The following is a 26,318-nucleotide window of genomic DNA, read 5'->3' on the forward strand; positions in this document are numbered from 1 at the left end:
GGCGTCGGTCGGTTGGTGGGTGGAGAAGGCGCCGGCCGATTGGTGGGTGGAGGGGGCGTTGGCCCGCTGGTAGGCGGCGAGGGTGCCCGCCGCGCCGCCCAGTTGGGCGGCGAGCCGGTGTTCGTCGACCTCGGCCAGTCGGCGCCGGGCGCTGTCGAGGCCGGCCAGCCAGCCTGCGGCGATCAGGCCGAAGGTCGTGGGCAGCGCCTGCTGCAGCAGGGTGCGCCCGGCCACGACGGTGCCCCGGTGCCGGTCGGCGAGCCCGGCGGCCAGGCCGGCCGCCGCGCTCAGGTCGGCCAGCAGCGGCACGAGCGCGCGGCGGGCGACCAGCATCGCGGCGGTGTCCACGATGTCCTGGCTGGTCGCGCCCCGGTGCACCAAGGGCGCCGCCGACTCGGGCACGGCCGCCCGCAGCCGCTTGAGTAGCGGCACCACCGGGTTGCCGGTCTCGGCCGCCTCGGCGCCCAGCTCCGCGGGGTCCACCTCCAGCCGGGCGCAGGCGGCGGTGACCGCCTCGGCGTCGGCGGCGGAGGCGATCCCGCACCGGGCGGCCGCGCGGGCCAGCGCGGCCTCGGCGTCGAGCATCGCCCGCACCCACGCCGCGTCATCGACGGCCGCCCGGACATCCCCGGCCGCGAGCACCCCGTCGAACAATCCGCCCGCAGGCCGGTCGCCCGCAGGCGGTCCGCCGTCGGGTGGGCTTGCTGGAGGTAGGGCAGTCGGCAGCGGGCCGGGCGGGCCTACCGTGTCGTCAGATGGTGAAGAAGACGGTCTCATCGGGCCCCTGCAAGGTGACGTCGAAGCGGTAGCCGTCGGAGGACTTCTCCGCGATCAGCGTGCCGCGGCGTTCGGCCGGCACCCGGGCGAGGATCGGGTCCGCCTCGTTCGCGGCCGGTTCGTCGCCGAAGTAGATCCGGGTCACCACCCGGTGCAGCAGGCCGCGGGCCAGCACCGTCACGTCGATGTGCGGCGCCTGGTCCTCGACCACGCCCGGCTTGACGGTGCGGATGGCGTACCGGCCGTTGTCGTCGGTGGGGCAGCGGCCCAGGCCGCGGAAGCCGGGTGCGTGGAAGCGGCCGGCGGGGTCGGGCTGCCAGGTCTCCACCAGGGCGTCGGGGATCACCGCGCCGGCACCGTCGCGGATCTCGCCGCGGAGCCATACCGCGCCGGGCGCGTCGGCCGCGACCACGTGCGGGCCCTCGTCCCAGGTGAGCCCGATCGACAGGTACGGCCCGACGGTCTGCGACGGCGTGCCGGGGGCGGTCATCGGGTCTCCATCGGTGTCGCGGCCGCGCCGGTCAGCACGATGTCGAAGCGGAAGCCCAGCGCCCACGACTCGACGGTGGCGGACAGATCGAAGCCGGCGACCAGGCGGTCGCGGGCGAACTCCGGCACCGAGTTGTAGATCGGGTCGTAGGCGAACAGCGGGTCGTCCGGGAAGTACATCTGGGTGACCAGGCGCTGGGTGAACGCCAGGCCGAACAGCGAGAAGTGGATGTGCGCGGGCCGCCATGCGTTCGGGTGGTTGCCCCACGGGTAGGCGCCCGGCTTGACCGTCACGAAGCGGTAGTTGCCCTGCGCGTCGGTCATCGTCCGGCCCACGCCGGTGAAGTGCGGATCCAGCGGGGCGTCGTGCCGGTCCCACTTGTGCAGGTAGCGGCCGGCCGCGTTGGCCTGCCACACCTCCAGCAGGGCGTCCGGCACCGCCCGGCCGTCGGCGTCGCGGACCTGGCCGTGCACCACGATCCGCTGGCCCTGCGCCTCGCCCTTGCCGTCCAGGGTCAGGTCGGCGTCGGCGGCGGCGACCGGGCCCTCGCCCAGCACCGGCCCGGTCAGCTCGGTGAGGCTGTGCGGCAGCAGGATCGGCGTCTGCTGCGGGGCCCGCAGGATCGTCGACTTGTAGCCGGGCGACAGCAGCGGTGGGTGGGCGGTCATGCGGTCTTCTCCTTCGTTGCGGTCAGCGCGCGCAGGGTGGACAGTTCGTGCTCGCTCGGCGGTTCGGTGGTCGTCACCCCGTCGGCGATCCGCAGCTTCCAGCCGGTGGCCGCGACGGCCTGCTCGGCGGTGACCCCGGGGTGCAGCCGGGTCAGGGTCAGCTCCCGGTCGTCCGGGTCCGGTTCCAGCACGCCCAGGTCGGTGATGACCAGCACCGGGCCGCGGCCGCGCAGGCCCAGCCGTTCCCGGTCGCCGGGCCCGCTGCCGTGGCCGACCGAGGTGACGAAGTCGACCCGGTCGACGAACGTGCGGGGGCTCTGCCGCACCACCACGATGACCTCGCCGCACGACGCCGCGATCTCGGGGGCGCCGCCCGCGCCGGGCAGCCGCACCGTGGGGTCGGCGTAGTCGGCGCCGATCACCGTGGTGTTGATGTTGCCGTGCCGGTCGAGCTGCGCGGCGCCGAGGAAGCCGACGCCGATCCGGCCGGGCTGCAGCCAGTAGTTGAACATCTCCGGGACGCTGACCACCGCGTCGGCGGTCGCCGCGAGCACCCCGTCGCCGATGGACAGCGGCAGCCGGTCCGGCTTGGCGCCGATCGTGCCGGACTCGTAGACCAGGACCAGGTCCGGGGCGTGGGTGCGGCGGGCCAGGTTGGCGGCGGTGCTGGGCAGGCCGATGCCGACGAAGCAGCGGGTGTCGCCCCGCAGCGCCCGCGCGGCCGCGACGGTCATCATCTCGTCGGCGGTCCAGGTCATGCGAGGACTGGTCGAGGTCATGCGAGGACTCCCGTCAGCCACTCCTGAAATGCTGCCCGATCCCGGCTGATCTTGTCCCACACCTGGTAGTACTCGTTGTCGCGGTCGCTGTAGCCCATCGCGTACGAGGGATGCGCGCCGCCGGGCACGTGCGCGACCCGGGTGACCGCCCAGCCGGGCAGCACGACCGCCCCGGGCACCGGGGTCAGCTCGTCCACCACCTCCTCGACGGTGACCAGCGACCGGGCCGAGGCGAGCACGACCTCCTTGTGGACGCCGGTGATGCCCCAGAACTGCACGTTGCCGGCCCGGTCGGCGCGCTGGGCGTGCACGATGCCGACGTCCGGGTTCAGCGCGGGCACGGCGGTCAGCGTCTCCCCGGTGAACGGGCAGGTGATCGGCGCGATGGTGGCAGTGTGCGCGGGCAGGTCGGTGCCGAGGTAGCCGCGCAGGACGGCGAACGGCAGCCCGGAGGCGCCGGCGACGTACCGGTTGGCCATCCCGGCGTGGCTGTGCTCCTCGATCTCCAGCGGCGCGGGCCAGGCGTGCTGCACCGCGTCGCGGAAGCGGTGCAGCGAGCCGACGCCGGGGTTGCCGGCCCAGGAGAAGACCAGCTTGGCCGCGCAGCCCGCCCCGATGAGCTGGTCGTAGACGATGTCCGGGGTCATCCGCACCAGGGTCAGCCCGCGCCGGCCCTGCCGGATGATCTCGTGGCCGGCGGCGACCGGGATCAGGTGGGTGAAGCCCTCCAGCGCGACGGTGTCGCCGTCGTGCACCAGCTCGGCGACCGCGTCGGCGAGCGGGACGATCCGGGCGCTCACCAGGGCAGCCCGACGTAGTTCTCGGCCAGGGTGGTCGACGCGGCGGTGGAGCTGGTCACGTATTCCAGCTCGGCGAGCCGCACCCGGTGGCCGAAGTCGTCCTCGCCCTCGTGCCGGTGCAGCGTCGTGGTCATCCAGTTGGAGAAGCGCTGCGCCTGCCAGACCCGCTTGAGGCAGGTCCGGGAGTAGCTGTCCAGCAGCTCGTCCGTCTTCTCCCGGTAGTGCGCGGCAAGAGCCTCGGCCAGCACCCGGACGTCGGCGATCGCCAGGTTCATGCCCTTGGCGCCGGTCGGCGGCACGATGTGCGCCGCGTCCCCGGCCAGGAAGAGCCGGTCGTGGCGCATCGGCTCGACGGCGAAGCTGCGCATCGCGGTCACCCCGCGCTCCAGCACCTCGCCCTCCTTGATCGGCAGGTCGAGCCGGGTGCGCAGCTCGTCGAAGATCCGGGTGTCGGGCCAGTCGGCCAGGTCGGTGTCGCGCGGCACCTGCAGGTAGAGCCGGACGATGTCCGGGGTCCGCATGCTGTGCAGGGCGAAGCCGCGCTCGTGGTAGGCGTAGACCAGCTCGTCGGCGGCGGCGGGCGCGCGGGCCAGGATGCCGAGCCAGGCGTACGGATGCACCCGCTCGGCGGTCCGCAGCGCGCCCTCGGGCAGCGCGAGGCGGGACACGCCGTGCGAGCCGTCGCAGCCGGCCACGAAGTCGCACTCGAGGCGTTCCTTGACGCCGTCGCGCTGGTATTCCAGCACGGTGCCGTCGACGGCGGTGACCTCCGCCTCGAAGTGCAGCGGGAGGTCGTCGGCGAGCCGGGCGGCGATGAGGTCCTTGACGACCTCCTGCTGACCGTAGACGGTGATGGTCTTGCCGGTCAGCGCCGCCAGATCGATCCGGTGACCCTCGCCGCCGAAGCGCAGCTCGATGCCGCTGTGCACCATGCCCTCGCGGCGCATCCGCCCGCCCACGCCGAGCTCGTCGAGCAGCTGGGTGGTGCCGTGTTCGAGGACCCCCGCACGAACCCTGCTCTCCACATAGGATCGGGATCGGCGTTCGAGGACCACCGAGTCGATCCCGGCCCGGTGCAGCAGCCGGGCCAGGACGAGCCCGGCCGGACCGGCCCCCACGATGCCAACCTGTGTGCGCATTCCCGACCTCCGGATCGATGTTGGTCGTTGACGTGAGCCAGACCACACCATACGTTCTTCATAAGAACGTACGTGCGTAGTGCGCACAAACACAACCCACTGGAGGTCTGAAAATGCGTCGGTTCATCGCGGGGCTCGCCCTGCTCGCCCTGGTCGGAGCCGGAGCGGGCTGCGGATCCTCGGCCGATTCGGGTTCCACCACCACCGACGGCGGCGTCGACAAAGTGAAGGTCGGGGTGATCCCCATCGTCGACGTCGCGCCCATATATCTCGGGCAGAAACAGGGATTCTTCGCCAATCGCAAGATCGAGCTGACCATGGAGAGCGGCCAGGGCGGCGCGGCCATCGTGCCCGGCGTGGTCAGCGGCCAGTTCCAGTTCGGCTTCAGCAACATCACCTCGCTGCTCATCGCGCAGACCAAGAACGTGCCGATCAAGGTGGTCGCCAACGGCGTCGCCTCGACCGGAGTGGCCGGCAAGGACTTCGGCGGCGTGGTCGTCAGCAAGGCCAGCACGATCACCAAGGCCGCCGACCTGGCCGGCAAGAAGGTCGCGGTGAACACGCTGAAGAACATCGGCGACACCGTCGTGCGGGAGTCCGTGCGCAAGGCCGGCGGCGACCCGAGCGGGATCAACTTCGTCGAGATGCCGTTCGCCAACATGCCCGCCGCCCTCGACAACGGCCAGGTCGACGCCGCGTTCGTGGTCGAGCCGATCCTGTCGACGGTGACCGGCGCGGGCGGCCGGGTCGTCGCGTGGTGCTACGCCGACCCGGCGCCGAACCTGACCGTGGCCGCGTACTTCGCCTCCACCAAGCTCATCGCCGACGATCCGGATCTGGTCAAGCGGTTCACCGAGGCGATGAAGGAGTCGCTGGCCTACGCCGACGGACACCCCGACGAGGTACGCGCGATCCTCGCCTCGTACACCAAGATCGACCCGACGGTGCGCGAGGCGCTGACCCTGCCCAAGTGGCCCACCGAGATCAACCGGGCGTCCGTCGAGACGCTCAGCAAGCTGGGCGCGCAGGACGGCATCTTCGGCAGTGCCACGCCCGACCTGGCTAAGATCCTGCCGTGACCGCGGTCGGCGCGGCAGGGCCGCGGACGATACCGGGAGGCCGGGCGCTGCTCGGCCTCTCCGGCCTGGCCGGCCTGCTCGTGCTGGTGGAAGTGCTGCCCCGCGCCGGAATCGTGGCGGAGAGCTACCTGCCGCCGACGAGCCGGATCCTGGCCGCCCTCGCCGGCGAGGCGGTCACCGCCGCGTTCTGGGTGGCGGTCGCGGACACCCTGACCGCGTGGGCGATCGGCCTGGCCATCGCGGTGGCGGCCGGGGTGACCGTCGGCGTCCTGATCGGCGCGGTGTCCGTGCTGCGCGCGGTCACCGCCTCGACGGTGGAGTTCCTGCGGCCGATCCCGTCGGTCGCGCTGATCCCGCTCGCGGTCCTGCTCTACGGCTCGGACCTGGGCTCGACCCTGCTGCTGGTGGTCTACGCGGCCTTCTGGCAGGTGCTGGTCCAGGTCCTGTACGGCGTCGCCGACGTCGACCCGGTCGCCGACGAGACCGCCCGCAGCTTCCGCTTCACCGCTTGGGCCAGGATCCGGCACGTGCTCTGGCCGACCGCGCTGCCGTACGTCTTCACCGGCGTGCGGCTGGCCGCGTCGGTGGCGCTGGTGCTGGCGGTCACCACCGAACTGGTCATCGGCGCGCCGGGCCTGGGCGCGGTCATCGCGGTCGCCCAGAGCTCGAACGCCATCCCCACCATGTACGCCCTCATCGTGGTCACCGGCCTGCTCGGCGTCGCCATCAACCTGGCCGCCCGCCGCGCCGAGCGCCACTTCCTGGCCTGGCACCAGTCCGTCCGGGGCGAGGTGGCCTCATGATCAAGCGACTGCTGCTGGTGCTCGGGCTTCCGGTCGTGCTCTTCGTGACCTGGTGGGCCGCCAGCGCGAACAGCGAGAACTTCTACGCGCCCCCGCTGCGGCAGATCCTGGCCGCGTTCGCCGACACCTGGACCCCCGAGCGGCTGCGCGCCGACGTGCTGCCCAGCCTGGCCCGGCTCGGCGCCGGCTACCTGCTGGCGGCGCTGATCGGCGTCGCCGCCGGGGTCGCGATCGGTGCCAGCCCGCGGCTGCGCACGGCGGCCGAGCCGGTGCTGGAGTTCTTCCGGGCCATCCCGCCGCCCGTGCTGGTCCCGGTCATCATGCTGTTCGCCGGGATCGGCAACAGCATGAAGGTCATCGTGATCGTGTCCGGCTGCGTCTGGCCGGTCCTGCTCAACACGGTCGAGGGCGTCCGGGCCACCGACGGCGTGCTGTCCGACACCACCCGCGCGTACGGGATCACCGGCCCGGCCCGGCTGCGGTATCTGCTGCTGCCCGCGGCGTCCCCGCAGATCGTCGCGGGGCTGCGGCAGGCCCTGTCCATCGCGATCATCCTGATGGTGATCAGCGAGATGTTCGCCGCCAGCAACGGCCTGGGCTTCACCATCGTGCAGTTCCAGCGCAGCTTCGCCATTCCGGAGATGTGGAGCGGCATCATCCTGCTCGGGCTGCTGGGCTTCGGGCTGTCCGAGCTGTTCCGGCTCGCCGAGCGCTCCGTGCTGGCCTGGTACCACGGCCTGCGCGACGCCCAGCGGCGCTCCTGAGGAAGGAAACGACGATGCTCGAGGTCAAGGGCCTGCGCAAGGTCTATCGCTCCGGCAGCCGCGAGGTGGAGGCGCTGCGCGACCTGACGTTCACCGTCGCGGCGGGGGAGCTGGTCTGCCTGGTCGGCCCGTCCGGCTGCGGCAAGACCACGCTGCTGCGCTGCGTCGCCGGGCTGCTCGACCCGACCGGCGGCACGGTCACGGTCGACGGCACCCCGGTCGCCGGCCCGCCGCCGGGCATGGCGGTCGTCTTCCAGGAGTACGGCCGCAGCCTCTTCCCGTGGATGAGCGTGCGCGACAACGTCGAGCTGCCGCTGCGGCAGAAGAAGCTGCCCAAGGCGCGCCGGCGGGAGCTGGTCGCCGAGGCGCTGAGCGCGGTCGGGCTGGACGGCACCGAGTCCGCGTACCCCTGGCAGTTGTCCGGTGGCATGCAGCAGCGCGTCGCGATCGCCCGGGCCGTGGCCTACGAGCCCACGACCCTATTGATGGACGAGCCGTTCGCCGCCGTCGACGCGCAGACGCGCGCGGACCTGGAGGACCTGGTCCGCGCGCTGTGGCAGCGGCTCGGGGTGACCATCCTGTTCGTCACGCACGACATCGACGAGGCGGTGTATCTGGGCCAGCGCGTGCTGATGCTCTCCGCCTCGCCGACCGTCGTGCAGGACGAGCTGACCGTGGACCTGCCCGCCGAGCGCGACCAGCTGCACACCCGGGCCGATCCGCGGTTCACCGCGCAAAGGACCCGGGTCTACGAGCAGATCCAGCTGGCGAAGCTCAGAAGGGGAAATGCTTCGGGCGCTGCTGGAGAGTTATCCAGCGCAGATCGGTGAACGCCTCGACCCCGGCCCGGCCGCCGAACCGGCCGTAGCCGGAGTCGCCGACCCCGCCGAACGGCGCGGTCGGGTCGTCGTCCACGGACTGGTCGTTGACGTGCGCGATGCCGGTGCGCAGCCGCCGGGCGACGGCGAAACCGCGGTTCAGGTCCTGGGTGAGCACGCCGGTGGTGAGCCCGTACGGGCTGTCGTTGGCGACCGCGATCGCCTGCTCCTCGTCGGCCACGCTCAGCACGGTGGCCACCGGGCCGAAGATCTCCTCGGTGTGGATGCGCATCTCCGGCGTCACGCCCGCGAGCACCGTCGCCGGGTAGTGCGCGCCGTCGGGCGTACCGCCGCCGATGAGCACCCGGGCACCACCGGTGACCGCCTGGTCGACCAGGCCGGCCACCCGCTCGGCCGCGCCGGCGTTGATCAGCGGCCCGATCACGGTGTGCGGGTCGGCGGGGTCGCCGGCGGGCAGCCCCTTGGCCTTCTCGGCGAGCCGGGCGCCGAACTCCTCGGCGAGGGAGTGGTGCACGATCACCCGGTCCGCGGACATGCAGATCTGCCCGGAGTTCATGTACGCGCCGAAGGCGACCGCGTTCACGGCGTATTCCAGGTCGGCGTCGTCGAGCACCAGCACCGAGTTCTTCCCGCCCAGCTCCAGCACCGCCGGGGTGAGGTGGCGGGCGGCGAGCTCGCCGATGCGCCGGCCGACGCCGGTGGAGCCGGTGAAGTTGACCCGGCGCACCCGCCGGTCGCCGATCAGCGCCTCGGCGACGGCCGCCGCGTCGGCCCGGTCGTTGGTGAGCACGTTGAGCGCGCCCGGCGGCAGCCCGGCGTCCCGCAGCAGGTCGGCCACGAACAGGGCGCAGGCCAGGGGCGCGTCCTCGCTGGCCTTGAGCACCACGGTGTTGCCGACGGCCAGCGGCGTGGCGACCGCGCGGACACCCAGGATGAGCGGGGCGTTCCACGGCGCGAACGCGGCGACCACGCCGGCCGGCTGGCGGATGGCCAGCGACAGCGCGCTCGGGTCGGCGCCGGCCAGCACCTCGCCGACCGGCAGCGTGGTCGACGCGGCGGCCTCGCGGAACACGCTCGCGGCGAAGCCGGCGTTGAACATCGACCAGCCGAACGTGCCGCCGGTCTCGGCGGCCATCAGCGTGGCGGCGTCCTTGGCCCGCTCCTCGAGCAGGTCGGCGGCCCGGTTCAGGATCCGCCGGCGCTCGGTCGGCGGGGTGGCGGACCAGCCGGCGAAGGCCGCGTCGGCGGCGTCGACGGCCCGGCCGACGTCGGCCGGGCCGGCCGCGGCCACCCGGGCGACGACGCCGCCGGTGTGCGGGTTGAGATCGTCGGTGGTGCGCCCGTCCGCGGCGGCCACCTCCTCGCCGCCGATGAGCAGACTTCTGGTCTGGGTCACGCGCCACCTCCCGGGAAGTGTTCGGCATACGAACATTTGTTCGTCGCGAAACATGCGGGAAACGCTAACACCGATCAGCCCTTTACGGCACCCGCCGTCATACCGGCCACGATCTGCCGGTTGAAGGCCAGGAACATGATCAGCGGCGGGATCGTGATCAGCAGAATGTCCATGAAAAGCAGGTTGTACTGGGTGTTGAACTGGCTGTTGAAGTTGTAGAGAGTCAGCTGCACGGTCGCGTTCTGCTCGCCGGGCAGGAAGTACAGCGGGTTGACGAAGTCGTTGTAGACGAAGACCGACTGCACCAGCACGACCGTGACGATGACCGGGCGCAGCAGCGGGAAGATGACCCGGAAGAAGAGCCGGACCGGGCCGGCGCCGTCGATGACCGCGGCCTCGTCCAGCTCCCGGGGGATCGAGGCGATGAACGCCTGGAACAGCAGCACGCAGAAGGCCAGCCCGAACGCCACCTCGACCAGGATCAGGCCGGGCATCGTGCGGAACAGGCCGAGGCGCTGCAGCACCCAGATGGTCGGCACCACCGCCGGCGGGATGATCAGCCCGGAGAGCACCAGGAAGTTGACGAAGCCGTTCCACCGGCTGCGCCGGCGCTGCAGCACGTAGGCGACCATCGCCGAGGTGACCGCCATGATGGCCACGCTGGCCACGGTCAGGATGGTGCTGTTGATGTAGGCGATGATCAGCAGGTAGTCGCGGGCCTGCACCACATCGACGAAGTTCTGCACGAACTGCGTGTTCCGCGGCCAGGAGAAGTCGAACTCCGCCGCCTGCCGGCGGTCCTTGACCGCGGTCAGCAGGATGAAGACGAACGGCACCACGAAGACGACCAGTGACGCCAGGATCGCGACGGCGCTGAGCAGGTAGTTCGGGCGTGGCCTGCGGTGCGGCACGGTGCTCACAGGTCGACCTCCTTACGGTTGAGCAGCCGGGACAGCGGGAACACGATCGCCGTCACGACCAGGAACAGCACGACGTTGCCCGCGGTCGACAGGCCGTAGAAGCCGGCCTGGTACTGCTTGTAGATCACCGAGGCGATGACGTCGGAGGTGAAGCCCGGCCCGCCGCGGGTCATGGCCCAGATCAGGTCGAACGAGCGCAGGCCGCCGATCAGCGACAGTAGGATCACGGTGACCGTGGCCGGGCGGGCCAGCGGCAGGATGATCCGCCGGAAGGTGTCCCAGGCCCCCGCGCCGTCGACCTTGGCGGCCTCGAAGTACTCGCCCGGGATGCTCACGATGCCCGCGATGTAGATGACCGTGGCCAGCCCGACGCCCTTCCAGACGTCGACCAGGGCCACCGACAGCAGCGCGTACCTCGGGTCGGTCAGCCAGGCCGGGCCGTCGATGCCGACCACCGCGAGCGCGTCGTTGATCAGGCCCTGCTCCGGGTTCATCAGCACGGTGAAGGTCAGGCCGACGCCGATGGTGCTGACCAGGACGGGGAAGAACACCACCGAGCGCAGGAAGCCGCGCCCGACGATCCGCGAGGTGAGCAGGATCGCCAGCAGCATGCCGAGCACGACCTTGGCGGCGGAGGTGACCGCCGCGTAGATCAGCGTGTGGGTCAGGCCGGAGACGAGCGCCGGCTCGCGGAAGAACGTGACGTAGTTGTCGAAGCCGATGAACTGCGAATCGAAGATCGTCCAGCGGGTCAGGCTGAAATAGAACGCGGTGATGGTCGGGATGATGAACAGCAGGCCGTAGATCACCGCCGCGGGCAGATAGAACCAGTACGGGTACGGGCTGCGCGCCCGGCCGGCCGGGCCCGGCCCGGCGGTGGCCCGTTCGCGGGCCGGTTTCCGGCCGATGGTTGTCGTCGCCACCGGGTCCTACCAGCCCTCGAGCCCGAGCTGCTGGGCCTGCTTCCGCACATCCTTGTCGTAGAGCGCGGCGCCGTCGGCCGCCGTGCGGATGCCGGAGCCCACCTCCACGGTGATCTGCTCCAGCGCCGGGCCCTTGATCGGCGACACGAACTCCAGCGCCAGGCTGGAGCCGCCGTCCCGGTCGAGGTACGGCTGGGAGTCCTTGGCCACCTGGGTGACGTCGGCCGGCAGCGCGCAGCCCTCGACCGCGTACGGGCCGACCGGGGTGCTCGCGGCGCCCGTCGAGGCGCAGCCGGCGGGGCTGGCGATGAAGGCGAGGAACTTCCTGGCCGCGTCCAGCTTGGCGCCCTCGGTCGAGGTGGGGATGTAGACCCCGGCCGGGGACCACACGGTCAGGCCGTTGCGGGCCGCGTCGTCGCTCGGGATGGCGAACAGGCCGACGTCCTTGGCCTGCTCCGGATAGTTGGCGACGATGGTGCTGATCGCCGAGGAGAGCATCGGGTAGTGCGCGCCCTCGCCCTTGGCCAGCTTCTTCAGCCCGTCGTCGAACTTGGCCGACGCGAAGTCCTTGTTCAGGTAGCCGGCGTCGTGCACCTCCTGCAGGTGCTGGAAGCCCTTGAGCGCGGCCGGGGACGTGGCGTACTTGGCCTGGTTCTTCGTGTACTTCTCGGCGAAGTCCGGCTCGGCCGCCGTGACGTTGTGGAAGTCGCCCAGCACGAACAGCTGCGAGGTCCAGGTGTCCTGGTAGGTCTGGATCACCGGGGCGATCCCGGCCGCCTTGATCTTGGCGTTGTTCGCCATGAACTCGGCCCAGGTCTTCGGAATCCGCAGGCTGAGCTTGGCGTAGACGGCCCGGTTGTACATCACGGCGCCGGCGATGAAGCCGCCCCACGGCGCGCCGTAGGTCTTGCCGCCGGTCGACACGGTGGTCTTGAAGTTGTCGTCGAGCCGGCCGGCCCACGGCTGGTCGTCGAGCGCCACCAGGTTCTTCTGCGGGGCGAGGGCCTGGAACAGCGACCCGGAGTTGTACTCGAACACGTCCGTCATGTCGCCGGTGGACAGCCGGGTCTTGATCAGGTTGTCGCCCTCGGTGCCCTGCGGCCGGGTCTCGACCTTGACGGTGATGTCCGGGTTGGCGGCGGTGAAGTCCTTGGCGAGCTGCTCGCCGATCCGGACGGTGTCCTCGGAGTTGTCGACCAGGAAGGACAGCGCGACCTTGCCGCCGCCCTCGTCGTCGCTGGAGCCGAGGCTGCCGGCGCTGCAGGCGGAGAGGGTCAGACAGGTGGCGGTGAGCAGGATCAAGGGTCGGAATCTCATCGGGTGCCTCCGGGGGAGTGGGTTTCTACAGGAAGGACAGGCCGGCGAGCCGGGCCCGCAGCTCGCCGGCGCCGGGGACGAAACCGCCGGCGGTGAGTGCGTCGATCAGGCCGGTCGCCGGGGCATCGAGGTACGGGCGCAGCCGCCGGGCCACCTGCGCCTCGTCGCCGGCGCCGGCCGCCGCGGCCGCGGCGACGACCTGCTCCCAGGCCGGCAGGTGGTCCATGACCTCGCGGATGCTCGGCTCGGCGGCCAGCACCGGCACCCCGGCGTACGGGTCGGGCACGGTCCACTCGTGGGTGCCGTGGCGCACCTCGACGCTCGCCGCCGCGCCGGGCACGCGCACCTCGGCCTCGGCGCCGACCGGCACGGTGACGCTGAGCCGCAGCCGGCCGTCCGCGCGCCGCCACGAGACGGCGGCCTCGCCGTACGGGGTCAGATGCCGGGCCGCGGCCGAGGTGAGGGCGTGGTTCGGCACGGGGTGCACCAGCAGCCGCCGGTAGCCGGGTGCGGCCGGGGCCAGCCCGGCGACCCGCCGGTGCAGCCAGTCGGCCACCGCACCGAGCGCGTAGTGGTTGAACGAGGTCATCTCGCCGGGGTTGATGCTCCCGTCCGGCAGCATGCTGTCCCAGCGCTCCCAGACCGTCGTGGCGCCCATCGTCACCGAGTAGAGCCACGACGGGCAGCCGGTCTGCAGCAGCAGCCGGTATGCCAGCTCCGGCTCGCCGGCGTCGGTCAGCGCGTCGGTCATCAGCGGCGTGCCCACGAAGCCGGTGCCGATCCGGAAGCCGGCGGCGCGTACCAGGTCGGCCAGCCGCCGCCCGGCGTGCTGCCGCTGGGCCTCGGCGGGCAGCAGCGACCACTGCAGGGCGAGGGCGTACGTGGTCGCCGCGTCCCCGAGAACCCGGCCGGTGCTGGTCACGTACTCGCGGGCGAACGCCGCCCGGACCTGCGCCGCCAGCAGGCCGTACCGCCGGGCGCCGGCGGCGTCGCCGAGCAGCTCGGCGGCCCGGCCGACGATCTCGGCCGACCGGGCGAGGTGCGCGGTGGCGATGACGTCGGGATCGGCCTGGGCCTGGAACGGCGAGTCGGGCGGCGCGGTCGGGTCGAGCCAGTCGCCGAACTGGAAGCCGCCGGACCAGAGCCGGTCCGGGCCGGCCAGCTCGGCCATCCGGTCCACCCAGGCGCGCATGCTGGGCAGCTGGCGGGCGAGCAGGCCGAGGTCGCCGGTGCGGCGGTAGAGCACCCAGGGCACGATCGTCGCCGCGTCGCCCCAGGCCGCGGTCGCCGGTCCGGGCTGCCGGATCACGTCCGGGATGACGAACGGCACCGAGCCGTCCTTCTGCTGCTCGGCCGCGAGGTCGGCGAGCCAGCCGCCGAGCAGGCCGGCACTGTCGAACAGGAAGCTCGCCGTGGGGGAGAAGACCTGGATGTCGCCGGTCCAGCCGAGCCGCTCGTCGCGCTGCGGGCAGTCCGTCGGCACGTCCACGAAGTTGCCGCGCATGCCCCAGACCACGTTGGCGTGGAAGCGGTTCAGCAGCTCGTGGGAGGACTCGAACCAGCCGGTGCGGCGCAGGTCGGAGCCGATCACGACGGCCTCGACGTCCTCGACGGACAGCTCCGTGACGCCGGTGACCTCGGCGTAGCGGAAGCCGTGGAAGGTCAGCGTGGGCTCCAGCACCGCCTCGTCCGGGCCGGCCAGCACGTACGAGTCGGTCGCCAGGGCCGTGCGCAGCGGCCGTACCCCCAGCTCCTCGTGCTCGAGCACCTCGGCGTGCCGGACCACGACCTCGTGGTCCGCGGCGAGGCCGCGGACCCGCAGCCGGACCCGGCCGACCAGGTTCTGCCCGAAATCGACCAGTGTCCGGCCGCCGGGTGAGGTCCAGACCCGCCGCGCCGCGAGCACCTCGGTGACCCGGACCGGCGGCCCGTCCGGCGCGACCAGCCGGCCGAGGTCCGCGTCGATCACCTCGACGGTGTCCGTGCGCCGCTCGCCGGCCCGCAGGTCGGTGCGCTGACCGTCGTAGAGATCGTCGGCGAGCACCCCGCTGTCGGCCGCGCTCCAGGACTCGTCGGTGCCGAGCCGGTGCACGGCGCCGTCGGCGGTGGTCACCTCCAGTTGGGCCAGCAGCGCCAGCCGGTCGCCGTAGAGCCCGCGCCGGCCCTGGAAGCCGAGCCGGCCGCGGTACCAGCCGTTGCCGAGCAGCACGTCGAGGCGGTTCGGGCCGGGCCGGACCAGGCCGGTGACGTCGTAGGTCTGGTACCGCAGCCGGTGCTGGTAGCTGGTCCAGCCGGGCGCGAGCTCGTGATCGCCGACCCGCCGGCCGTTGAGCCGCGCGGCGTAGAGGCCGTGCGCGGTGGCGTACAGCCGGGCCCGGACGACGTCGCCGGGCAGCACCACCTCGCCGGTGAGCACCGGGGCGGGCCGGCCCGGGCCGCCGAGCGTGGCCGGGCTGATGAAGCGCGCGGCCCACTCGTCGAGGCCGCGCTCGACCACGGCCGGCGCGCTCCACTGGCTCCAGTCGTCGTCCGCGCCCCGGACCCGGACCCGGACCCGGGCCGGCTCGCGGGCGGCCAGCGGGGCGGCGGGCCACGGCACCAGGACCTGCTCGGCGGAGGCGACGGTGGTCAGCTCCACCGGCCCGCGGGCCCGGCTGATCTCGATCTGGTACGCGCTCTGCCGGTAGCCGTCGGGCGCGGTGGGCACGTACCAGGAGAGCCGGGGCGCGGGGGTGCCGATGCCGAGGACGGGTCCGTCGTCGGTGTGGTGCTCGAAGCGAACCCCGGCGGGGGCGGCGGCAGGGGACATGGGCACTCCAGAGGGGTCGGCCCACCGTGCTGAAACGATTCAAAGACGCCGCTGCGGAACGCCGTCGGAGATGTTTCGGCGGGGTGGCGGGGATATTTCGTCCGCCCCCTGATCCTGCGGCCGATGCCGGGTGTGACATAGCCCGCAGTGCACCGGTGGTAGCACGAAATTCACCTGGCGCCCGTCCCCGCGGGGTGTCGCCCGGCCGGCGGACGGCGTCGTATGGTCGGTGGATGGCCGAGCCGCCGGTGGAGAACGCGCACGCCATGCTGTATTTCTCGGACGGTTCGCTGGCCTACGCCGGGCATTATCTGCACGAGGGCCTGCACCCCGTGCACACCCACAGCTTCGTCGAGGTCGCCGTCATGACCGGCGGCTCGGGGGTGCACCACAGCCTGGCCGGGAGCCAGCGGTTGCAGGTCGGCGACGCCATCCTGCTGCGCCCCGGCGTGTGGCACGGCTACGAGGACTGCCGGCACCTCGACCTGTTCAACTGCTGCTTCTCCACCGAGTTGCTGCAGCGCGAGCTCGCCTGGACCCGGGCCGACCCGCTGCTCGGCTACCTGCTCTGGACCGGGCCGTATTCCGACCAGCGGCGCGGCATCCTCACCGCCCGGCTCGGCCCGGACCTGCTCGCGGAGTGCGTCGAACACCTGGACGCGCTCGACCGGCTGCGGTTCCGGCCGGTGAGCCGGCACCGGGGCGACATCATCGGGCGGCTCTCACTGTTCCTGAGCTGCCTGGCCCGGGCGGTGGTCGACGGGGTGGAGGCCGGCACCGGCCAGACCCACCCCGCGGTGGTCGACGCCATGCGGATGATGGAGGCGCGCCCGGCCCACCAGTGGACCCTGACGGAACTGGCCGAGGCCCTGCACCTGGCGCCCGGCTACCTGGTCCGGCTCTTCAAGTCCGCGACCGGGCTGCCGCCGATGGCCTACCTGTCGCGGCACCGGGTCGAACTGGCGGCGGCCCGGCTGCTGCACACCGGCGACGCGATCAGCCGGATCGGCGAGTCGGTCGGCTGGCCGGACCAGAACTACTTCGCCCGCCGCTTCCGGGCGCACTACGGGCTCAGCGCGTCGGTCTACCGTTCCCGCTTCACCCACAACTCGGTCGGGCTGCGCTCCTGGTCCTAGCGGCTCGCTCCCGGTGCCCGACGCTAGATGTTCAGGATGTGCTCGATGCGGCGCAGGTGGTGCCGCGCCATGGCCAGGTTCGCGCGCGAGCGGTCCAGCGACAGATAGAGGAACAGGCCGTGCCCGGAGCGGGCCTTCAACGGCCGGATCAGGTGATACTGGCTCTCCAGCGAGATCAGGATGTCCTCGATCTGCTCCGAGATGCCGAGCAGTTCCATGGCCCGCAGCTTGGACCGGACGACGTCGGTATTGCCGGCGGCGGCGACGTTGAGGTCGAAGTCGCGGGTGCCGCCCGCGACGGCCAGCGCCATGCCGCTGGTGTGGTCGACCAGCGCGACGCCGATCGCGCCGTCGATCGTCATAGCGTCCTTGAGGGCAACATCCATCTCGGCCATGCGTTCGTCCTCCAGCACTCGGGTGGGTGGACGCGAAGCTGCCCACGAACCCCAGGATGACCGGCAGCGACCGATCTCGATCGGACACGCTGTGCGATCTCCGGCCGCGTCCGCCGGTGCCGGTCCCGGCGCGTGATCGGGTGCACCGGTCCGGCCGGCGACGTGCGGCTGGATGGGGCTGGGCGGCGACCAGGAGGCCGGCCGGCGCGGTCACATCCGGGGCGCCGGCTGCCGGCGGTGTCGGATCGACACTCGCGGTGAGGACGTCGAGCAGGCCGGTCAGGTCGAGGATCCGGCGCACGACGGGCTGCGGGTTCGTGATCCGCAGGAGGCACAGATCACCCACTGGCGACATAGCACATTCATGGTCATCGATGGCACAAGAAATATGTCAGCGCGTTGGATCTTGGCGAACTCCGGCCATCAGGGGCGTTGTAGATCAATTCAAGAAATGCTCGGACGTGTCATTAACATTGTCGTCTATCAATTGTTGCAATGGATCTCAAGGCATGTGATGATTCTTGGTGATCGAGATTATGGGAGCGCTCCCACATTTCGCTGTCGAGCACCTTCACCAGGCAGGGCGGCGATCGAGGAACCGCGCCGCCACGGCGGCGGCGCACCTACCAGGGATTCCCCACGGCGATGGCCGCTGCCTCGCCACCGTCCGGGAAGATCGCAAGGAGCACCGATGAACCTGACATCCCCAACGGGAGCCACCCGCTCCCGATTCCGGTCCAGTCGGACGCTGGCCGCGGCCGGCGCCTTGATGCTCACCGCGGCGCTGAGCACCGTCAGCGGCCAGGCCGCCCACGCGGAGGTGGCCCTCGCTCGGGTGGCCAACCCGTTCGCCGGCGCCAAGGCGTATGTCAACGCGGACTGGGCGGCGAACGCCCGGACGAGCGGCGGCAGCGCCATCGCCAGCCAGCCGACCTTCGTGTGGATGGACCGCATCGCCGCGATCGCGGGCACCGCCTCCGGCCGGGGCCTGCGGGCACACCTCGACGCCGCGGTGCAGCAGGGCGCCACCCTGTTCCAGATGGTCACCTACAACCTGCCCGGCCGCGACTGCGCCGCCCTGGCGTCCAACGGCGAGCTGGCGCTCGGTGACCTCAACCGGTACAAGACCGAATTCATCGACCCGATCGCCACCATCCTCGCCGACCCCAAATACGCCGCCATCCGGATCGTGAACGTCGTCGAGATCGACTCACTGCCGAACCTGATCACCAACGTCGGCTCCCGGCCGACCGCCGCGGGCACCACCTGCGACCAGGCCCTGTCCAGCGGCGCCTACGTCAACGGCGTCGCGTACGCGCTGGGCAAGCTGGGCGCGATCTCGAACGTGCACAACTACGTCGACATCGGCCACCACGGTTGGCTCGGCTGGACCGACAACTTCCAGCCGTTCGCCGACCTGATGAGAACGGTGGTGAACACCGCTCCGGCCACCCCGGCGTCGCTGCACGGATTCGCCTCCAACGTGGCCAACTACGGAGCGGTGCGGGAGCCGTACTTCACCGTCGGCGACACGGTGGGCGGCCAGCGGATCCGCGAGGTGGCCGGCGGCTGGATCGACTGGAACAACTACATCGACGAGCTGTCGTACGTGCAGGCGTACAAGCCGGTCCTGGAGTCCGCGATCGGGCACCCGGTCAGCATGATCATCGACACCTCCCGCAACGGGTGGGGCGGTCCCAACCGGCCGACGGCGAGGAGCACGTCCACCAATCCGATCACCTACATGGACCAGTCCCGCACCGACCGCCGGATCCACCTCGGCAACTGGTGCAACCAGTCCGGTGCCGGACTGGGCGAGCGGCCGAGGGCCACTCCGGCAACCGGCGTGGACGCGTACGTGTGGGTGAAGCCGCCGGGCGAGTCGGACGGCTCCAGCACCGCGATCCCGAACGACGAGGGCAAGGGCTTCGACCGGATGTGCGACCCGACCTACACCGGCAACCCGCGCAACGCCAACCACATGTCCGGCGCCCTGGCGAATTCGCCGCTGTCCGGGCACTGGTTCGACGCGCAATTCCGCCAGCTGCTCGCGAACGCGAACCCGCCGGTCTGACCGGCAGCCGGTGCCGGGCCGTCAACGGACAGCCCGGCACCGGCGCGGCCGCACAGCCGAGGGGCCACAGCCGAGGGCTGCCGACCGGCCCGCGAGCCGTCGAAAGCGTGGCCGACGACGGCGACCAGCGATCGGTCAACGGCGCACCTGATAGCGCAGGTGAAGCACCCGGTTGCCCTGAATCACCACGTCAGGATCCGCCAGCAGGTGCTGCGCGTGGACCGACCCGAAGTAGCGCTTGCCGGACCCGAACACGACGGGTACGACGTCCATGCGCACCTCGTCGACCAGGCCCGCGGCGAGCGCCTGGCCACCGACGTCGCCGGCGGCGACCTCGACGATGCGGTCACCCGCGAGCTCCTGCGCCCTGGCCACGGCTGCCTCGACGCCGTCGACGAAGTGAAACGGCGCCCCGGGGTCCCAGCCCTCGGGCTCCGGCCGGTGCGTCACGACGACCACGTGGTCGATCCCGCTCGGCGGCTTCCCGTCCCAGCCGTCCGTCAGGTCGAAGACGTGCCGGCCGGCGATTGTCGCCCCGATCTGGTCCCAGTACGGCCGGGTGTAGTCGTAGGAGGTCTGCGACACCTTCACCTCGCCGCTCTCGTCCAACGGGACGTCGCCGCTCAACAACCAGTCGAACAGCGGTCCGGGCTGGTCATTCTCGTCCGCGATGAAGCCGTCCACCGACACCGAGCTGTACATGACCACCTTGCCCACGGGGCTCTCCTCTGCTTGGGGTGCCCCCAAATTAGCGTTTCGTGGGCTGTCACTCTTGTAAGAAATCAATCGGCCGGCAGCGGCCAGCCGTCCAGCACGTGGCCGGGATGTTCGCGCAGGAACCGCCGCCGGACCTCGACGTACCGGGTCGGCGTGAGCCCGGTGAACGCCCGGAACTCGTGGCCGAAGTGGGCCTGGTCGAAGTAGCCCGCGCCACCGGCGACGTCGCCCCAGTCGACCGGTTCGGCGACGTCGAGAGCGAGCAAGGTGGTGGCGAAGCGCTGGGCGCGGGCCAGCCGCTTCGGCGTGACGCCGATCAGCTCCTTGAACCGCTGTGCCAGATGGGTGCTGCTGACGCCGGCTGCCACCCTCAGGTCGCCGATCGCCACCGCCCCGCCGGTCGCCGCGATGACGCTGCTCGTGTGGCGGACCAGCCCCAGGCCGGCGGTCTCGCACAGCCGTCGCATCAGCTCCTCCTCGAGCACTGTCAGCATCTCGTGCGGTCCGCCCGCCGTGGCCAGCCGGTCTCGCAGCTCAGCGACGGCGGGCCGGCCCCAGACCTGCTCCACCGTCACCGGCCGGTCACACAGCTCGGCCGCGGGCATCGGCAGGAACGGCGCCGGCCCCCACGGCTTGAAGTGCACGCCGACGGACCGGGTCCGGGGTGGGTAGCCGAACTCCCACGCGCGGGTGGGCGTGGTGACCACGCAGCCGTCGGCGTACTCGGCCGGCTCGATGTCGGTGCCGGAGCGGATGCGGAACGGCGCCCCGAGGTTGACGACGAGCAACGCCGCCGGACTCGCCGGCAGCGTCAGCCGGGCGTACGGCGGCGCACCCGCCAGGTAGTAGAGGTCGTCGATCAGCCCGTCCAGCGGCGGTCGCGGCACTCGGGACACGTACTCCACGCCCCAACTATCGCCGACGTCCGGCTTTACGTGGGTGACAGCGCGCGAGTCGGTCACGGCCGTGCTTGAGGATTCCTGGACCGGTGCGACCCTGATCCACAAAACCTGACCAGAGAGGGCGGCTCAGCACCATCCCGCGCCCAGCGCGCGGGTCACGGCGGCGCTGAGGATGCGGACGCCCCGGGTGGAGCCGGGCACGAGGCCGGTCAGCTCGCGCACCCGCTGGAGCCGGTAGTCGAGCGTACGCGGATGGACGTGCAATGCCGACGCGGTGCCGAGCCGGCTCATGTCGTTGCGGAAGTAGACGTCCAGGGTTCGCAGCAGGTCCGGTCCGGGCCGCAGACGCACGATGTACCCGCGGAGCCAGTCGTCCAGCCAGGGCGCCGCGGCCACGCCGACCTCGACGAACACAGCGACGCGACGATCTCCTCGCGCGCCTCCGGGTGCGTGCCGGGCTCGGCGGGGAAGCGCAGGACGCCCACCAGATGTCGCGGCGCTATGGTCGCCCCGAGCCGCGCGGCGAGCCGAGCACCTGCTGTTGAGACGGCAGGGAGAACCGTTGCTCACCCCGGCGCCGGCCACTCTCGACGATCGACGCCAGATCGTCGCCGGCGAGCGGGTGATCCGCCTCGGCGCGTGCGGGGTCATGCTGGGTGCATGGCGGTCAAGGCTGTGGTGCGCGAATGGCACGACGATGAGGGCTGGGGTGTCGTCGACGCGCCCGAGGTCCCCGGTGGCTGCTGGGCCGGCTTCGGGGCCGTCGCCGTCGCCGGCTACCGCTGCCTGCGGCCGGAGCAGGAGGTCGCCCTGGAATGGCAGCAGGGGTGGCAGGACGGTTACTCCTACCGCGCCCTGCGCATCTGGCCCTGGGGCGCGGAGCCGGTGCGGGCTGAATCGACCTCCGCCGACGGCGCCTACTCCAGCTCCCTCACCTTGACGTTCGACCCGGATCCTCCGGCCTGAGCCGCACCGGCGGGCGGCCCGGTCAGGACCGGACGAACCAGTTCTGGCTCTCGTAGTCGGGGCGGGCGGGGTCGACGAAGTCGGTGCGGATCGCGATCCAGAGCTGGCCCGGCCGGTACGCCGACATGGCCGCCCACACCTGCCGCCTCGCGAAGCCCTGGTCGTAGGAGGCGGGGATCTGCCCGCTGGCCAGCCGCAGCCGCCCGGCGGACCAGCCCCAGTCGCAGTCGGTCGGGCTGCAGGCGCCGAACAGCCGCATGGCCCACCCGGCGTCGTGGACGATGGTGCAGATGTCGCCCGAGCACGTGGTCACCGACTGGCAGTCACGCAGGTGGGCACGGGTGATGCCGCGGGTGGCCGGATCAGCGTTGACCCAGTTGCCGAACTCGATCGCGTGCCCGCCGCAGAGCCGGGCGCTCGGACCAACTGCCAGCGCGGTCGCGGCGGCGGACAGCCGGGGCGCACCCGCGAACGGTGGCCGTTCCTGTGCGGAGCCGGCCTGTGCGGAGCCGGCAGGTGCGAAGCCGGCAGGTGCGGCCGACGCCCCGGTGCTGACGGCGAGGGCCAGGGTCACCGCGAGAGCGGCGAAGGCCGCGGCCAGTGCCCGGCGGCCGGCGTGCTTACGGATCGACATCGAGATACCTCCATCTAGCTGGGCTGCGTTGTCAGTAGCCGGAGCGGGGCCCGGTCCCGGTGATACCGAGATCCTCTTGTCGGCTCCGCGACGCCGTGACCAGGCATCGGGGCACGGATGCGGAACGGATCGCCCGCTCAGGGCGTTCCCCCGGGAGGCAAGTCGGCGGACGATGTATCAGGGGCCCGTCCTCGGTGGTCTTGTTGTCCGAGAGCTCGGTGCCCGACCTCGGCTGAAGGGAGACGACGGTGGTCATGTCCCAGCCCGGCGACCTCTTGTCGCGGATCAGGAAGGGCGAGATGGAGGCGTGGGTCACGTTGACCGACCGGTACTCCAACCTGTTGTGGTCCATCGCCCGGAGCCTGCGGATGAGTGAGTCCGATGCCGCCGACGCCGTGCAGACGACCTGGTTGCGGCTCGTGGAGAACCTGGAGTCGATCCGCGATCCGGACCGGGTCGGCAGTTGGCTGGCGACGACCGTGCGCCGCGAGTGCTACGACATCAGCCGCCGCGCGGCGCGCATGCGGCCCGGCGAGCCCGACAGCCCGGACGGCTGGGCCGGGATGGAAGCCCCGGAGGATCCCCTGGACGGCGCGCTCCTGCGCGACGAACGGGACGCGACGCTCTGGCGGGTCTTCGGCCGGCTGCGCCCGCTGTGCCGGCGCCTCCTGCGGGTGCTGATCGCCGACCCCGCGCCCAGCTACCTGGAGATCGCCGCGGCGCTGGACATCTCCGTCGGCAGCATCGGGCCCACCCGGCAGCGGTGCCTCAAGGGCCTCCGGAGCCTGCTGCTCGCCGAGGACGCGCAGCTCCTGGACGGGCTGGAGCACGCGGCGGCGGCCAATCCGGCCGAAGGCCGGAGGAGGTGACGGGCGTGGAACGCGACGATCCCGCGGTAGCCGACCATCGTGAGGACCCGATCCTCACCGCTCTCCGGCGGATCGCGTCCGTGGTGGACGGGCCACCGGACACTGTGCTGGACGCGGCCCGCGCCGCCTTCCTCACCCGCGATCTCGATGCGGAGATCGCCGCACTGACCGCCGACTCCCGGGCCGCTGACGAGACCGCGTACGAGCCGGCCAGGGCGGAGGATCCGGCGCAGGGGCAGTGGCTGCTGTCCTTCCAGGGCGGCGGCCTGCACATCGACCTCGAGATCGACGACGAGCGCGACGACATGCGCCTGCTCGGCCAGCTCTCCGGGCCTCCGGTCCGCGAATGCGTCCTGTACGCGGAGCGCGGGCCGGTCCGGGTCGACCTCGACGGCCTCGGTCGCTTCATCGTCGACGGGCTGACCCACGGCCCGGTTCGGCTGCAGTGCGAGCTGGCCGACGGCCGGCGGATCACCACCACGTGGGTCCGCGTATGAGCCGGTCCGGCGGGCGTTCAGCCGCCGAGGGCGATGAAGGCCAGGGCGGTCGCCAGGGCCACCGGTTCGCCGGCGGCGCGGCTGCGAGCGTGCAGCAGGGCGTCGGCGAACGGCTGGCCGGAGCCGAGGGCGGCGTGGAAGTCGGCCATCAGCGGTGCCGCCGACGCGTCGTTGACCGGGACGGTGCTGGCCAGCAGGCTCGTGGTGCCGAGCGGCGCCAGCACGCTGATCATGCCGAGCAGTTCGTCGCCGGCGACCGGCGCGGCCACCCCCGACTCGCAACTGGAGAGGATCAGCCGGTGCGGTGCGCGCCGCAGCCGGCCCAGGTCGTAGACGGTGAGCGGCCCGTCGTCCAGGCGCAGCGACGAGAAGAGCGGATTGTCGGCCCGGAAGATGCCGTGCGCCGCGATGTGCGCGGTGTAGGCCCCGTCGACGGCGGCCAGCACGCGCGCCGCGGTCGCCTGGCCGTTGGCGAGAATCACCGCACCGGGATAGCCCGTGGCGATCCTGGCGGCCTCGGCGCGGGAGCCGCGCAGGCCCGGCCCGACGACGATCACCGTCCGGCGGCCCCGGGGCGCGCGGCTGCGCCGGGCGCGCAGCGCGAGGGCCGCCGAGGGCGCCACGCTCCACGGCACGCCGAGCAGCGCGGGCAGCATGCCCCAGGGCACGCCGTGCAGCGGGCCGGGCGGGGCCAGGATGACCGGTCCGCCGTTGAGGTCGGCGGCGGCCTGGCCGAGCAGCCGCGCCTGCAGCAGCCGGCCGGCCTCGGCCAGGTGGGCGAGGGAATCCGGCGGCGGGCGGCCGCGGGCCAGCCGGCGCAGCATGAAGCGGGCCAGCTCCACCTCCCGCACCGCCGCGTCGACGGGCCCGACCGTGTGCAGGCGGACCCGGCCGGAACGGGCCGTGATCGCGTGCAGCACGCCGTCCACGGCCACGAGCTCGACCAGGGTGTCGCCGTCGAGCCGGCCGAGGATCTCGTCGGCGGCGGCTCGCGCCGGGGTCGGGTCATCGGGGCGGGCCGCGCCGGCGGCCCGCCGGGTGCGCGCCCGGATCGAGGCCTCCAGCCGCCGCCGGTCCTGCTCCAGGGAGGCGGTCGGGCCGCCGCCGGCGAGACCGGAGTCGAGCCGGTTCATCACCTCCCGCAGTGCCGCCAGGTCGGCGGCGAGTTCGCCGTCGTCCGGGGGCGGTGGCGACATCGGGACCAGGGCGCTGGCGCGCCATCGTTCGCTCCACAGCAGCAGCATCCGGGGGTCGCCGCGGCGCAGGGCGTGCCGCGCCCCGATCGCGGCCAGTTCCGTGCCGTACGCGGCGGCGTGCACCCGCAACTCCACCGCGCCGAGGCGCCGCTGGTGCTCCCCGGCGGCGAGCAGCCCGCGCCGGCACGCGTTGAGCGCCGCCCCGGTCCGCCCAGCCGCGTCCGCGCGCAGCGCCTGGGCCAGCCAGCCGGCGGCGTGCCCGTACGTCGGCCCGCGCCGGCGGAATCGGGCGGCGCGGGCCAGATAGCGGTCGGCGTCGGCCATCCGCCCGCTCTCCGCCGCGAGCCGCCCCGCCAGCAGGTGCGCCGCGGGCGCCTCCTCGGCGCCCAGCTCGTCGAGCCGGTCGGCGATCCGGGCCGCCCGCGCCGCGATCCGGCCGCCCCGCAGCCCGGCGTCGTAGCGGGACTGCACCAGCACGAAGGCGGCCCGCGCCGTCCACCACGGACGGCCCTGCGCGCGGAACAGGTCATGGGCCGCCTGGGCCCGCTTCGCCGCGCCGTCGGGCCGACCCGCCGCCTGAGCCGCCCGCGCGGCCACGAACAGCAGCTTCGCCCGGTCGGAGGACCGCCGGGCCAGCCGCGCGACACCCGCGTCGGCCTCGGCCAGCGCCTCGTCTGTCAGCCCCGCCGCCAGCAACGCCTTGCACCGGTCGAACACCAGGTCGGGCAGGTGCAGACCGAGCCGGTCGTAGCGCTTAGCGGCCTCGTCGAGACAGGCCAGGGCACCGGGCAGGTCGCCCGCCTGGACGGCGACGTCGGCGCGGTTCTGCACCACCATCGCCGATTCCAGTTCCTGCCCCGCCGCCGCGAACAATCGCTCCGCGACGGCCAGGTCGCGGTCGGCCCGGGCGGCCTGACCGATGATCCCGTACACCAGGAACCGGGCCGTCCGGGCCCGCGCCTCCCACACGTGGTCGCGGGCCCGGTGCAGCAGCGTGATCGCGCGGTTGAGGTCGGCCAGCGCCTGCTGCCGGCGGCCCAGCGACGCGAGCTCGATGCCGCGGCGCGTCAGCACCCGGCCGGCGAGCTGGCCGTCGCTGGCGGCGACCGCCGCGTCGAGTTCGGCGAGGCCGGCCCTGGTCCGCCCGTTCATGACGAGGGCCACGCCGAGCGTGGCCCGCACGTCGGTCGCGCGCGCCGGATCGCCGGAGGCGAGGGCCCGGCGCAACGCCAGCCGGGCCGCCGCGATGGCCTCGTCGAGCCGCCCGGCGTCGCGCAGCACGATGGCCCGCGCCTGATGGGCGAATGAGATCGGGCCCGCGGCCGGCCGCCGCGCGATCAGCCGATCGGCCGCCGCCAGCGCCTCCACCGGACGCGACAGAGCCATCTTGAGCAACGCCTCGCCCTCGGCCATCGGCTCAGTGTAGAAA

The 26,318-nt window shown here is 72.5% G+C and carries 26 protein-coding genes; 9 read left to right on the forward strand and 17 right to left on the reverse strand.

Going from position 1 to position 26,318, the window contains the following annotated elements; genetic code table 11:
• The 6 genes from DMB66_RS54205 to DMB66_RS54230 all read right to left on the reverse strand — a co-directional run.
• Positions 1–642 (reverse strand): lyase family protein (locus DMB66_RS54205; RefSeq protein WP_305027944.1); only part of this gene is annotated, 642 nt, incomplete at its 3' end.
• A 109-nt stretch (positions 643–751) separates the two neighbouring features.
• Complete coding sequence (gene pcaG, locus DMB66_RS54210; protein WP_125811864.1) at positions 752–1,267, reverse strand: protocatechuate 3,4-dioxygenase subunit alpha; 516 nt, start codon at positions 1,265–1,267, stop codon at positions 752–754.
• Positions 1,264–1,935 (reverse strand): protocatechuate 3,4-dioxygenase subunit beta, encoded by a 672-nt coding sequence (gene pcaH / locus DMB66_RS54215; protein WP_125811865.1) that lies wholly within the window; start codon positions 1,933–1,935, stop codon positions 1,264–1,266. Before pcaH ends, pcaG begins: the two co-directional genes overlap by 4 nt.
• The gene (locus DMB66_RS54220) at positions 1,932–2,693 is read right to left on the reverse strand and encodes a CoA-transferase subunit beta (protein WP_125811900.1); all 762 of its coding nucleotides are present in this window, start codon (positions 2,691–2,693) and stop codon (positions 1,932–1,934) included. Before DMB66_RS54220 ends, pcaH begins: the two co-directional genes overlap by 4 nt.
• Positions 2,694–2,710: 17 nt before the next feature.
• Positions 2,711–3,514, reverse strand: a complete 804-nt coding sequence (locus tag DMB66_RS54225) for a CoA transferase subunit A (protein WP_199753185.1) — start codon at positions 3,512–3,514, stop codon at positions 2,711–2,713.
• Positions 3,511–4,653 (reverse strand): 4-hydroxybenzoate 3-monooxygenase, encoded by a 1,143-nt coding sequence (locus tag DMB66_RS54230; RefSeq protein ID WP_125811866.1) that lies wholly within the window; start codon positions 4,651–4,653, stop codon positions 3,511–3,513. The genes DMB66_RS54225 and DMB66_RS54230 overlap by 4 nt, the downstream gene beginning before the upstream one ends.
• 113 nt (positions 4,654–4,766) lie before the next feature.
• Between DMB66_RS54230 and DMB66_RS54235 the strand changes: the two genes are divergently transcribed.
• From DMB66_RS54235 to DMB66_RS54250, 4 genes are read left to right on the forward strand one after another with little or no spacing between them, the layout of a single operon-like run.
• Positions 4,767–5,732 (forward strand): ABC transporter substrate-binding protein, encoded by a 966-nt coding sequence (locus DMB66_RS54235; protein ID WP_125811867.1) that lies wholly within the window; start codon positions 4,767–4,769, stop codon positions 5,730–5,732.
• The gene (locus DMB66_RS54240) at positions 5,729–6,535 is read left to right on the forward strand and encodes an ABC transporter permease (protein WP_233625509.1); all 807 of its coding nucleotides are present in this window, start codon (positions 5,729–5,731) and stop codon (positions 6,533–6,535) included. The genes DMB66_RS54235 and DMB66_RS54240 overlap by 4 nt, the downstream gene beginning before the upstream one ends.
• Entirely contained in the window at positions 6,532–7,299 is a 768-nt protein-coding gene (locus DMB66_RS54245) for an ABC transporter permease (RefSeq protein ID WP_125811868.1), read from the forward strand. The genes DMB66_RS54240 and DMB66_RS54245 overlap by 4 nt, the downstream gene beginning before the upstream one ends.
• A 14-nt stretch (positions 7,300–7,313) precedes the next feature.
• The gene (locus tag DMB66_RS54250; protein WP_125811869.1) at positions 7,314–8,129 is read left to right on the forward strand and encodes an ABC transporter ATP-binding protein; all 816 of its coding nucleotides are present in this window, start codon (positions 7,314–7,316) and stop codon (positions 8,127–8,129) included.
• Here DMB66_RS54250 and DMB66_RS54255 read toward each other — a convergent pair.
• The 5 genes from DMB66_RS54255 to DMB66_RS54275 form a co-directional block, all read right to left on the reverse strand.
• A complete protein-coding gene (locus tag DMB66_RS54255) occupies positions 8,074–9,534 on the reverse strand; it encodes an aldehyde dehydrogenase family protein (RefSeq protein ID WP_233625510.1) in 1,461 nt (486 codons plus the stop codon). The two genes, DMB66_RS54250 and DMB66_RS54255, sit on opposite strands and share 56 nt — an antisense overlap.
• Before the next feature lie 74 nt (positions 9,535–9,608).
• On the reverse strand, positions 9,609–10,454 hold the full coding sequence (locus tag DMB66_RS54260) for a carbohydrate ABC transporter permease (protein ID WP_125811870.1): 846 nt from the start codon (positions 10,452–10,454) through the stop codon (positions 9,609–9,611).
• Complete coding sequence (locus tag DMB66_RS54265; RefSeq protein ID WP_125811871.1) at positions 10,451–11,377, reverse strand: carbohydrate ABC transporter permease; 927 nt, start codon at positions 11,375–11,377, stop codon at positions 10,451–10,453. Before DMB66_RS54265 ends, DMB66_RS54260 begins: the two co-directional genes overlap by 4 nt.
• Positions 11,378–11,383: 6 nt before the next feature.
• Entirely contained in the window at positions 11,384–12,694 is a 1,311-nt protein-coding gene (locus DMB66_RS54270; protein ID WP_125811872.1) for an ABC transporter substrate-binding protein, read from the reverse strand.
• A 25-nt stretch (positions 12,695–12,719) separates the two neighbouring features.
• Positions 12,720–15,503 (reverse strand): alpha-L-rhamnosidase, encoded by a 2,784-nt coding sequence (locus tag DMB66_RS54275; RefSeq protein ID WP_125811873.1) that lies wholly within the window; start codon positions 15,501–15,503, stop codon positions 12,720–12,722.
• 233 nt (positions 15,504–15,736) lie between these two features.
• On the opposite strand from DMB66_RS54275, the gene DMB66_RS54280 reads away from it, so the two are divergent.
• Complete coding sequence (locus DMB66_RS54280; RefSeq protein WP_125811874.1) at positions 15,737–16,639, forward strand: AraC family transcriptional regulator; 903 nt, start codon at positions 15,737–15,739, stop codon at positions 16,637–16,639.
• 23 nt (positions 16,640–16,662) lie between these two features.
• On the opposite strand, the gene DMB66_RS54285 is transcribed toward DMB66_RS54280, so the two are convergent.
• A complete protein-coding gene (locus DMB66_RS54285; RefSeq protein WP_125811875.1) occupies positions 16,663–17,034 on the reverse strand; it encodes a hypothetical protein in 372 nt (123 codons plus the stop codon).
• Between the two features lie 691 nt (positions 17,035–17,725).
• Between DMB66_RS54285 and DMB66_RS54290 the strand changes: the two genes are divergently transcribed.
• A complete protein-coding gene (locus DMB66_RS54290) occupies positions 17,726–19,108 on the forward strand; it encodes a glycoside hydrolase family 6 protein (RefSeq protein WP_305027952.1) in 1,383 nt (460 codons plus the stop codon).
• Between the two features lie 135 nt (positions 19,109–19,243).
• Here the strand turns inward: DMB66_RS54290 and DMB66_RS54295 are convergent, their stop codons facing one another.
• The 3 genes from DMB66_RS54295 to DMB66_RS63240 all read right to left on the reverse strand — a co-directional run bounded on the left by DMB66_RS54295 (position 19,244) and on the right by DMB66_RS63240 (position 21,141).
• Positions 19,244–19,825 (reverse strand): dihydrofolate reductase family protein, encoded by a 582-nt coding sequence (locus tag DMB66_RS54295; RefSeq protein WP_125811876.1) that lies wholly within the window; start codon positions 19,823–19,825, stop codon positions 19,244–19,246.
• A 65-nt stretch (positions 19,826–19,890) separates the two neighbouring features.
• Positions 19,891–20,730: a helix-turn-helix domain-containing protein gene (locus DMB66_RS54300; protein WP_233625511.1), complete on the reverse strand. Its 840-nt coding sequence runs from the start codon at positions 20,728–20,730 to the stop codon at positions 19,891–19,893.
• 123 nt (positions 20,731–20,853) lie between these two features.
• On the reverse strand, positions 20,854–21,141 hold the full coding sequence (locus DMB66_RS63240) for a helix-turn-helix domain-containing protein (protein WP_199753186.1): 288 nt from the start codon (positions 21,139–21,141) through the stop codon (positions 20,854–20,856).
• Between the two features lie 246 nt (positions 21,142–21,387).
• On the opposite strand from DMB66_RS63240, the gene DMB66_RS54310 reads away from it, so the two are divergent.
• Positions 21,388–21,693 (forward strand): cold shock domain-containing protein, encoded by a 306-nt coding sequence (locus DMB66_RS54310; protein WP_125811878.1) that lies wholly within the window; start codon positions 21,388–21,390, stop codon positions 21,691–21,693.
• Positions 21,694–21,715: 22 nt separating this feature from the next.
• Here the strand turns inward: DMB66_RS54310 and DMB66_RS54315 are convergent, their stop codons facing one another.
• Positions 21,716–22,327, reverse strand: a complete 612-nt coding sequence (locus DMB66_RS54315) for a hypothetical protein (RefSeq protein WP_125811879.1) — start codon at positions 22,325–22,327, stop codon at positions 21,716–21,718.
• A 254-nt stretch (positions 22,328–22,581) separates the two neighbouring features.
• On the opposite strand from DMB66_RS54315, the gene DMB66_RS54320 reads away from it, so the two are divergent.
• The gene (locus DMB66_RS54320; protein ID WP_125811906.1) at positions 22,582–23,196 is read left to right on the forward strand and encodes an RNA polymerase sigma factor; all 615 of its coding nucleotides are present in this window, start codon (positions 22,582–22,584) and stop codon (positions 23,194–23,196) included.
• A gap of 5 nt (positions 23,197–23,201) precedes the next feature.
• The gene (locus DMB66_RS54325) at positions 23,202–23,693 is read left to right on the forward strand and encodes a hypothetical protein (RefSeq protein ID WP_125811880.1); all 492 of its coding nucleotides are present in this window, start codon (positions 23,202–23,204) and stop codon (positions 23,691–23,693) included.
• A gap of 17 nt (positions 23,694–23,710) precedes the next feature.
• On the opposite strand, the gene DMB66_RS54330 is transcribed toward DMB66_RS54325, so the two are convergent.
• Positions 23,711–26,302 (reverse strand): CHAT domain-containing protein, encoded by a 2,592-nt coding sequence (locus DMB66_RS54330; RefSeq protein ID WP_125811881.1) that lies wholly within the window; start codon positions 26,300–26,302, stop codon positions 23,711–23,713.
• Between the last annotated feature and the right edge of the window lie 16 nt (positions 26,303–26,318).

This window comes from Actinoplanes sp. ATCC 53533, from assembly GCF_003947245.1.

Bases quoted from the DNA above. Each gene is read 5' to 3' on its own strand.
- pcaG (WP_125811864.1), bottom strand. From the start codon at position 1,267: ATGACCGCCCCCGGCACGCCGTCGCAGACCGTCGGGCCGTACCTGTCG.
- pcaH (WP_125811865.1), bottom strand. From the start codon at position 1,935: ATGACCGCCCACCCACCGCTGCTGTCGCCCGGCTACAAGTCGACGATC.
- DMB66_RS54220 (WP_125811900.1), bottom strand. From the start codon at position 2,693: ATGACCTGGACCGCCGACGAGATGATGACCGTCGCGGCCGCGCGGGCG.
- DMB66_RS54230 (WP_125811866.1), bottom strand. From the start codon at position 4,653: ATGCGCACACAGGTTGGCATCGTGGGGGCCGGTCCGGCCGGGCTCGTC.
- DMB66_RS54235 (WP_125811867.1), top strand. From the start codon at position 4,767: ATGCGTCGGTTCATCGCGGGGCTCGCCCTGCTCGCCCTGGTCGGAGCC.
- DMB66_RS54245 (WP_125811868.1), top strand. From the start codon at position 6,532: ATGATCAAGCGACTGCTGCTGGTGCTCGGGCTTCCGGTCGTGCTCTTC.
- DMB66_RS54250 (WP_125811869.1), top strand. From the start codon at position 7,314: ATGCTCGAGGTCAAGGGCCTGCGCAAGGTCTATCGCTCCGGCAGCCGC.
- DMB66_RS54270 (WP_125811872.1), bottom strand. From the start codon at position 12,694: ATGAGATTCCGACCCTTGATCCTGCTCACCGCCACCTGTCTGACCCTC.
- DMB66_RS54275 (WP_125811873.1), bottom strand. From the start codon at position 15,503: ATGTCCCCTGCCGCCGCCCCCGCCGGGGTTCGCTTCGAGCACCACACC.
- DMB66_RS54280 (WP_125811874.1), top strand. From the start codon at position 15,737: ATGGCCGAGCCGCCGGTGGAGAACGCGCACGCCATGCTGTATTTCTCG.
- DMB66_RS54285 (WP_125811875.1), bottom strand. From the start codon at position 17,034: ATGGCCGAGATGGATGTTGCCCTCAAGGACGCTATGACGATCGACGGC.
- DMB66_RS54290 (WP_305027952.1), top strand. From the start codon at position 17,726: ATGAACCTGACATCCCCAACGGGAGCCACCCGCTCCCGATTCCGGTCC.
- DMB66_RS54310 (WP_125811878.1), top strand. From the start codon at position 21,388: ATGGCGGTCAAGGCTGTGGTGCGCGAATGGCACGACGATGAGGGCTGG.
- DMB66_RS54315 (WP_125811879.1), bottom strand. From the start codon at position 22,327: ATGTCGATCCGTAAGCACGCCGGCCGCCGGGCACTGGCCGCGGCCTTC.
- DMB66_RS54320 (WP_125811906.1), top strand. From the start codon at position 22,582: ATGTCCCAGCCCGGCGACCTCTTGTCGCGGATCAGGAAGGGCGAGATG.
- DMB66_RS54330 (WP_125811881.1), bottom strand. From the start codon at position 26,302: ATGGCCGAGGGCGAGGCGTTGCTCAAGATGGCTCTGTCGCGTCCGGTG.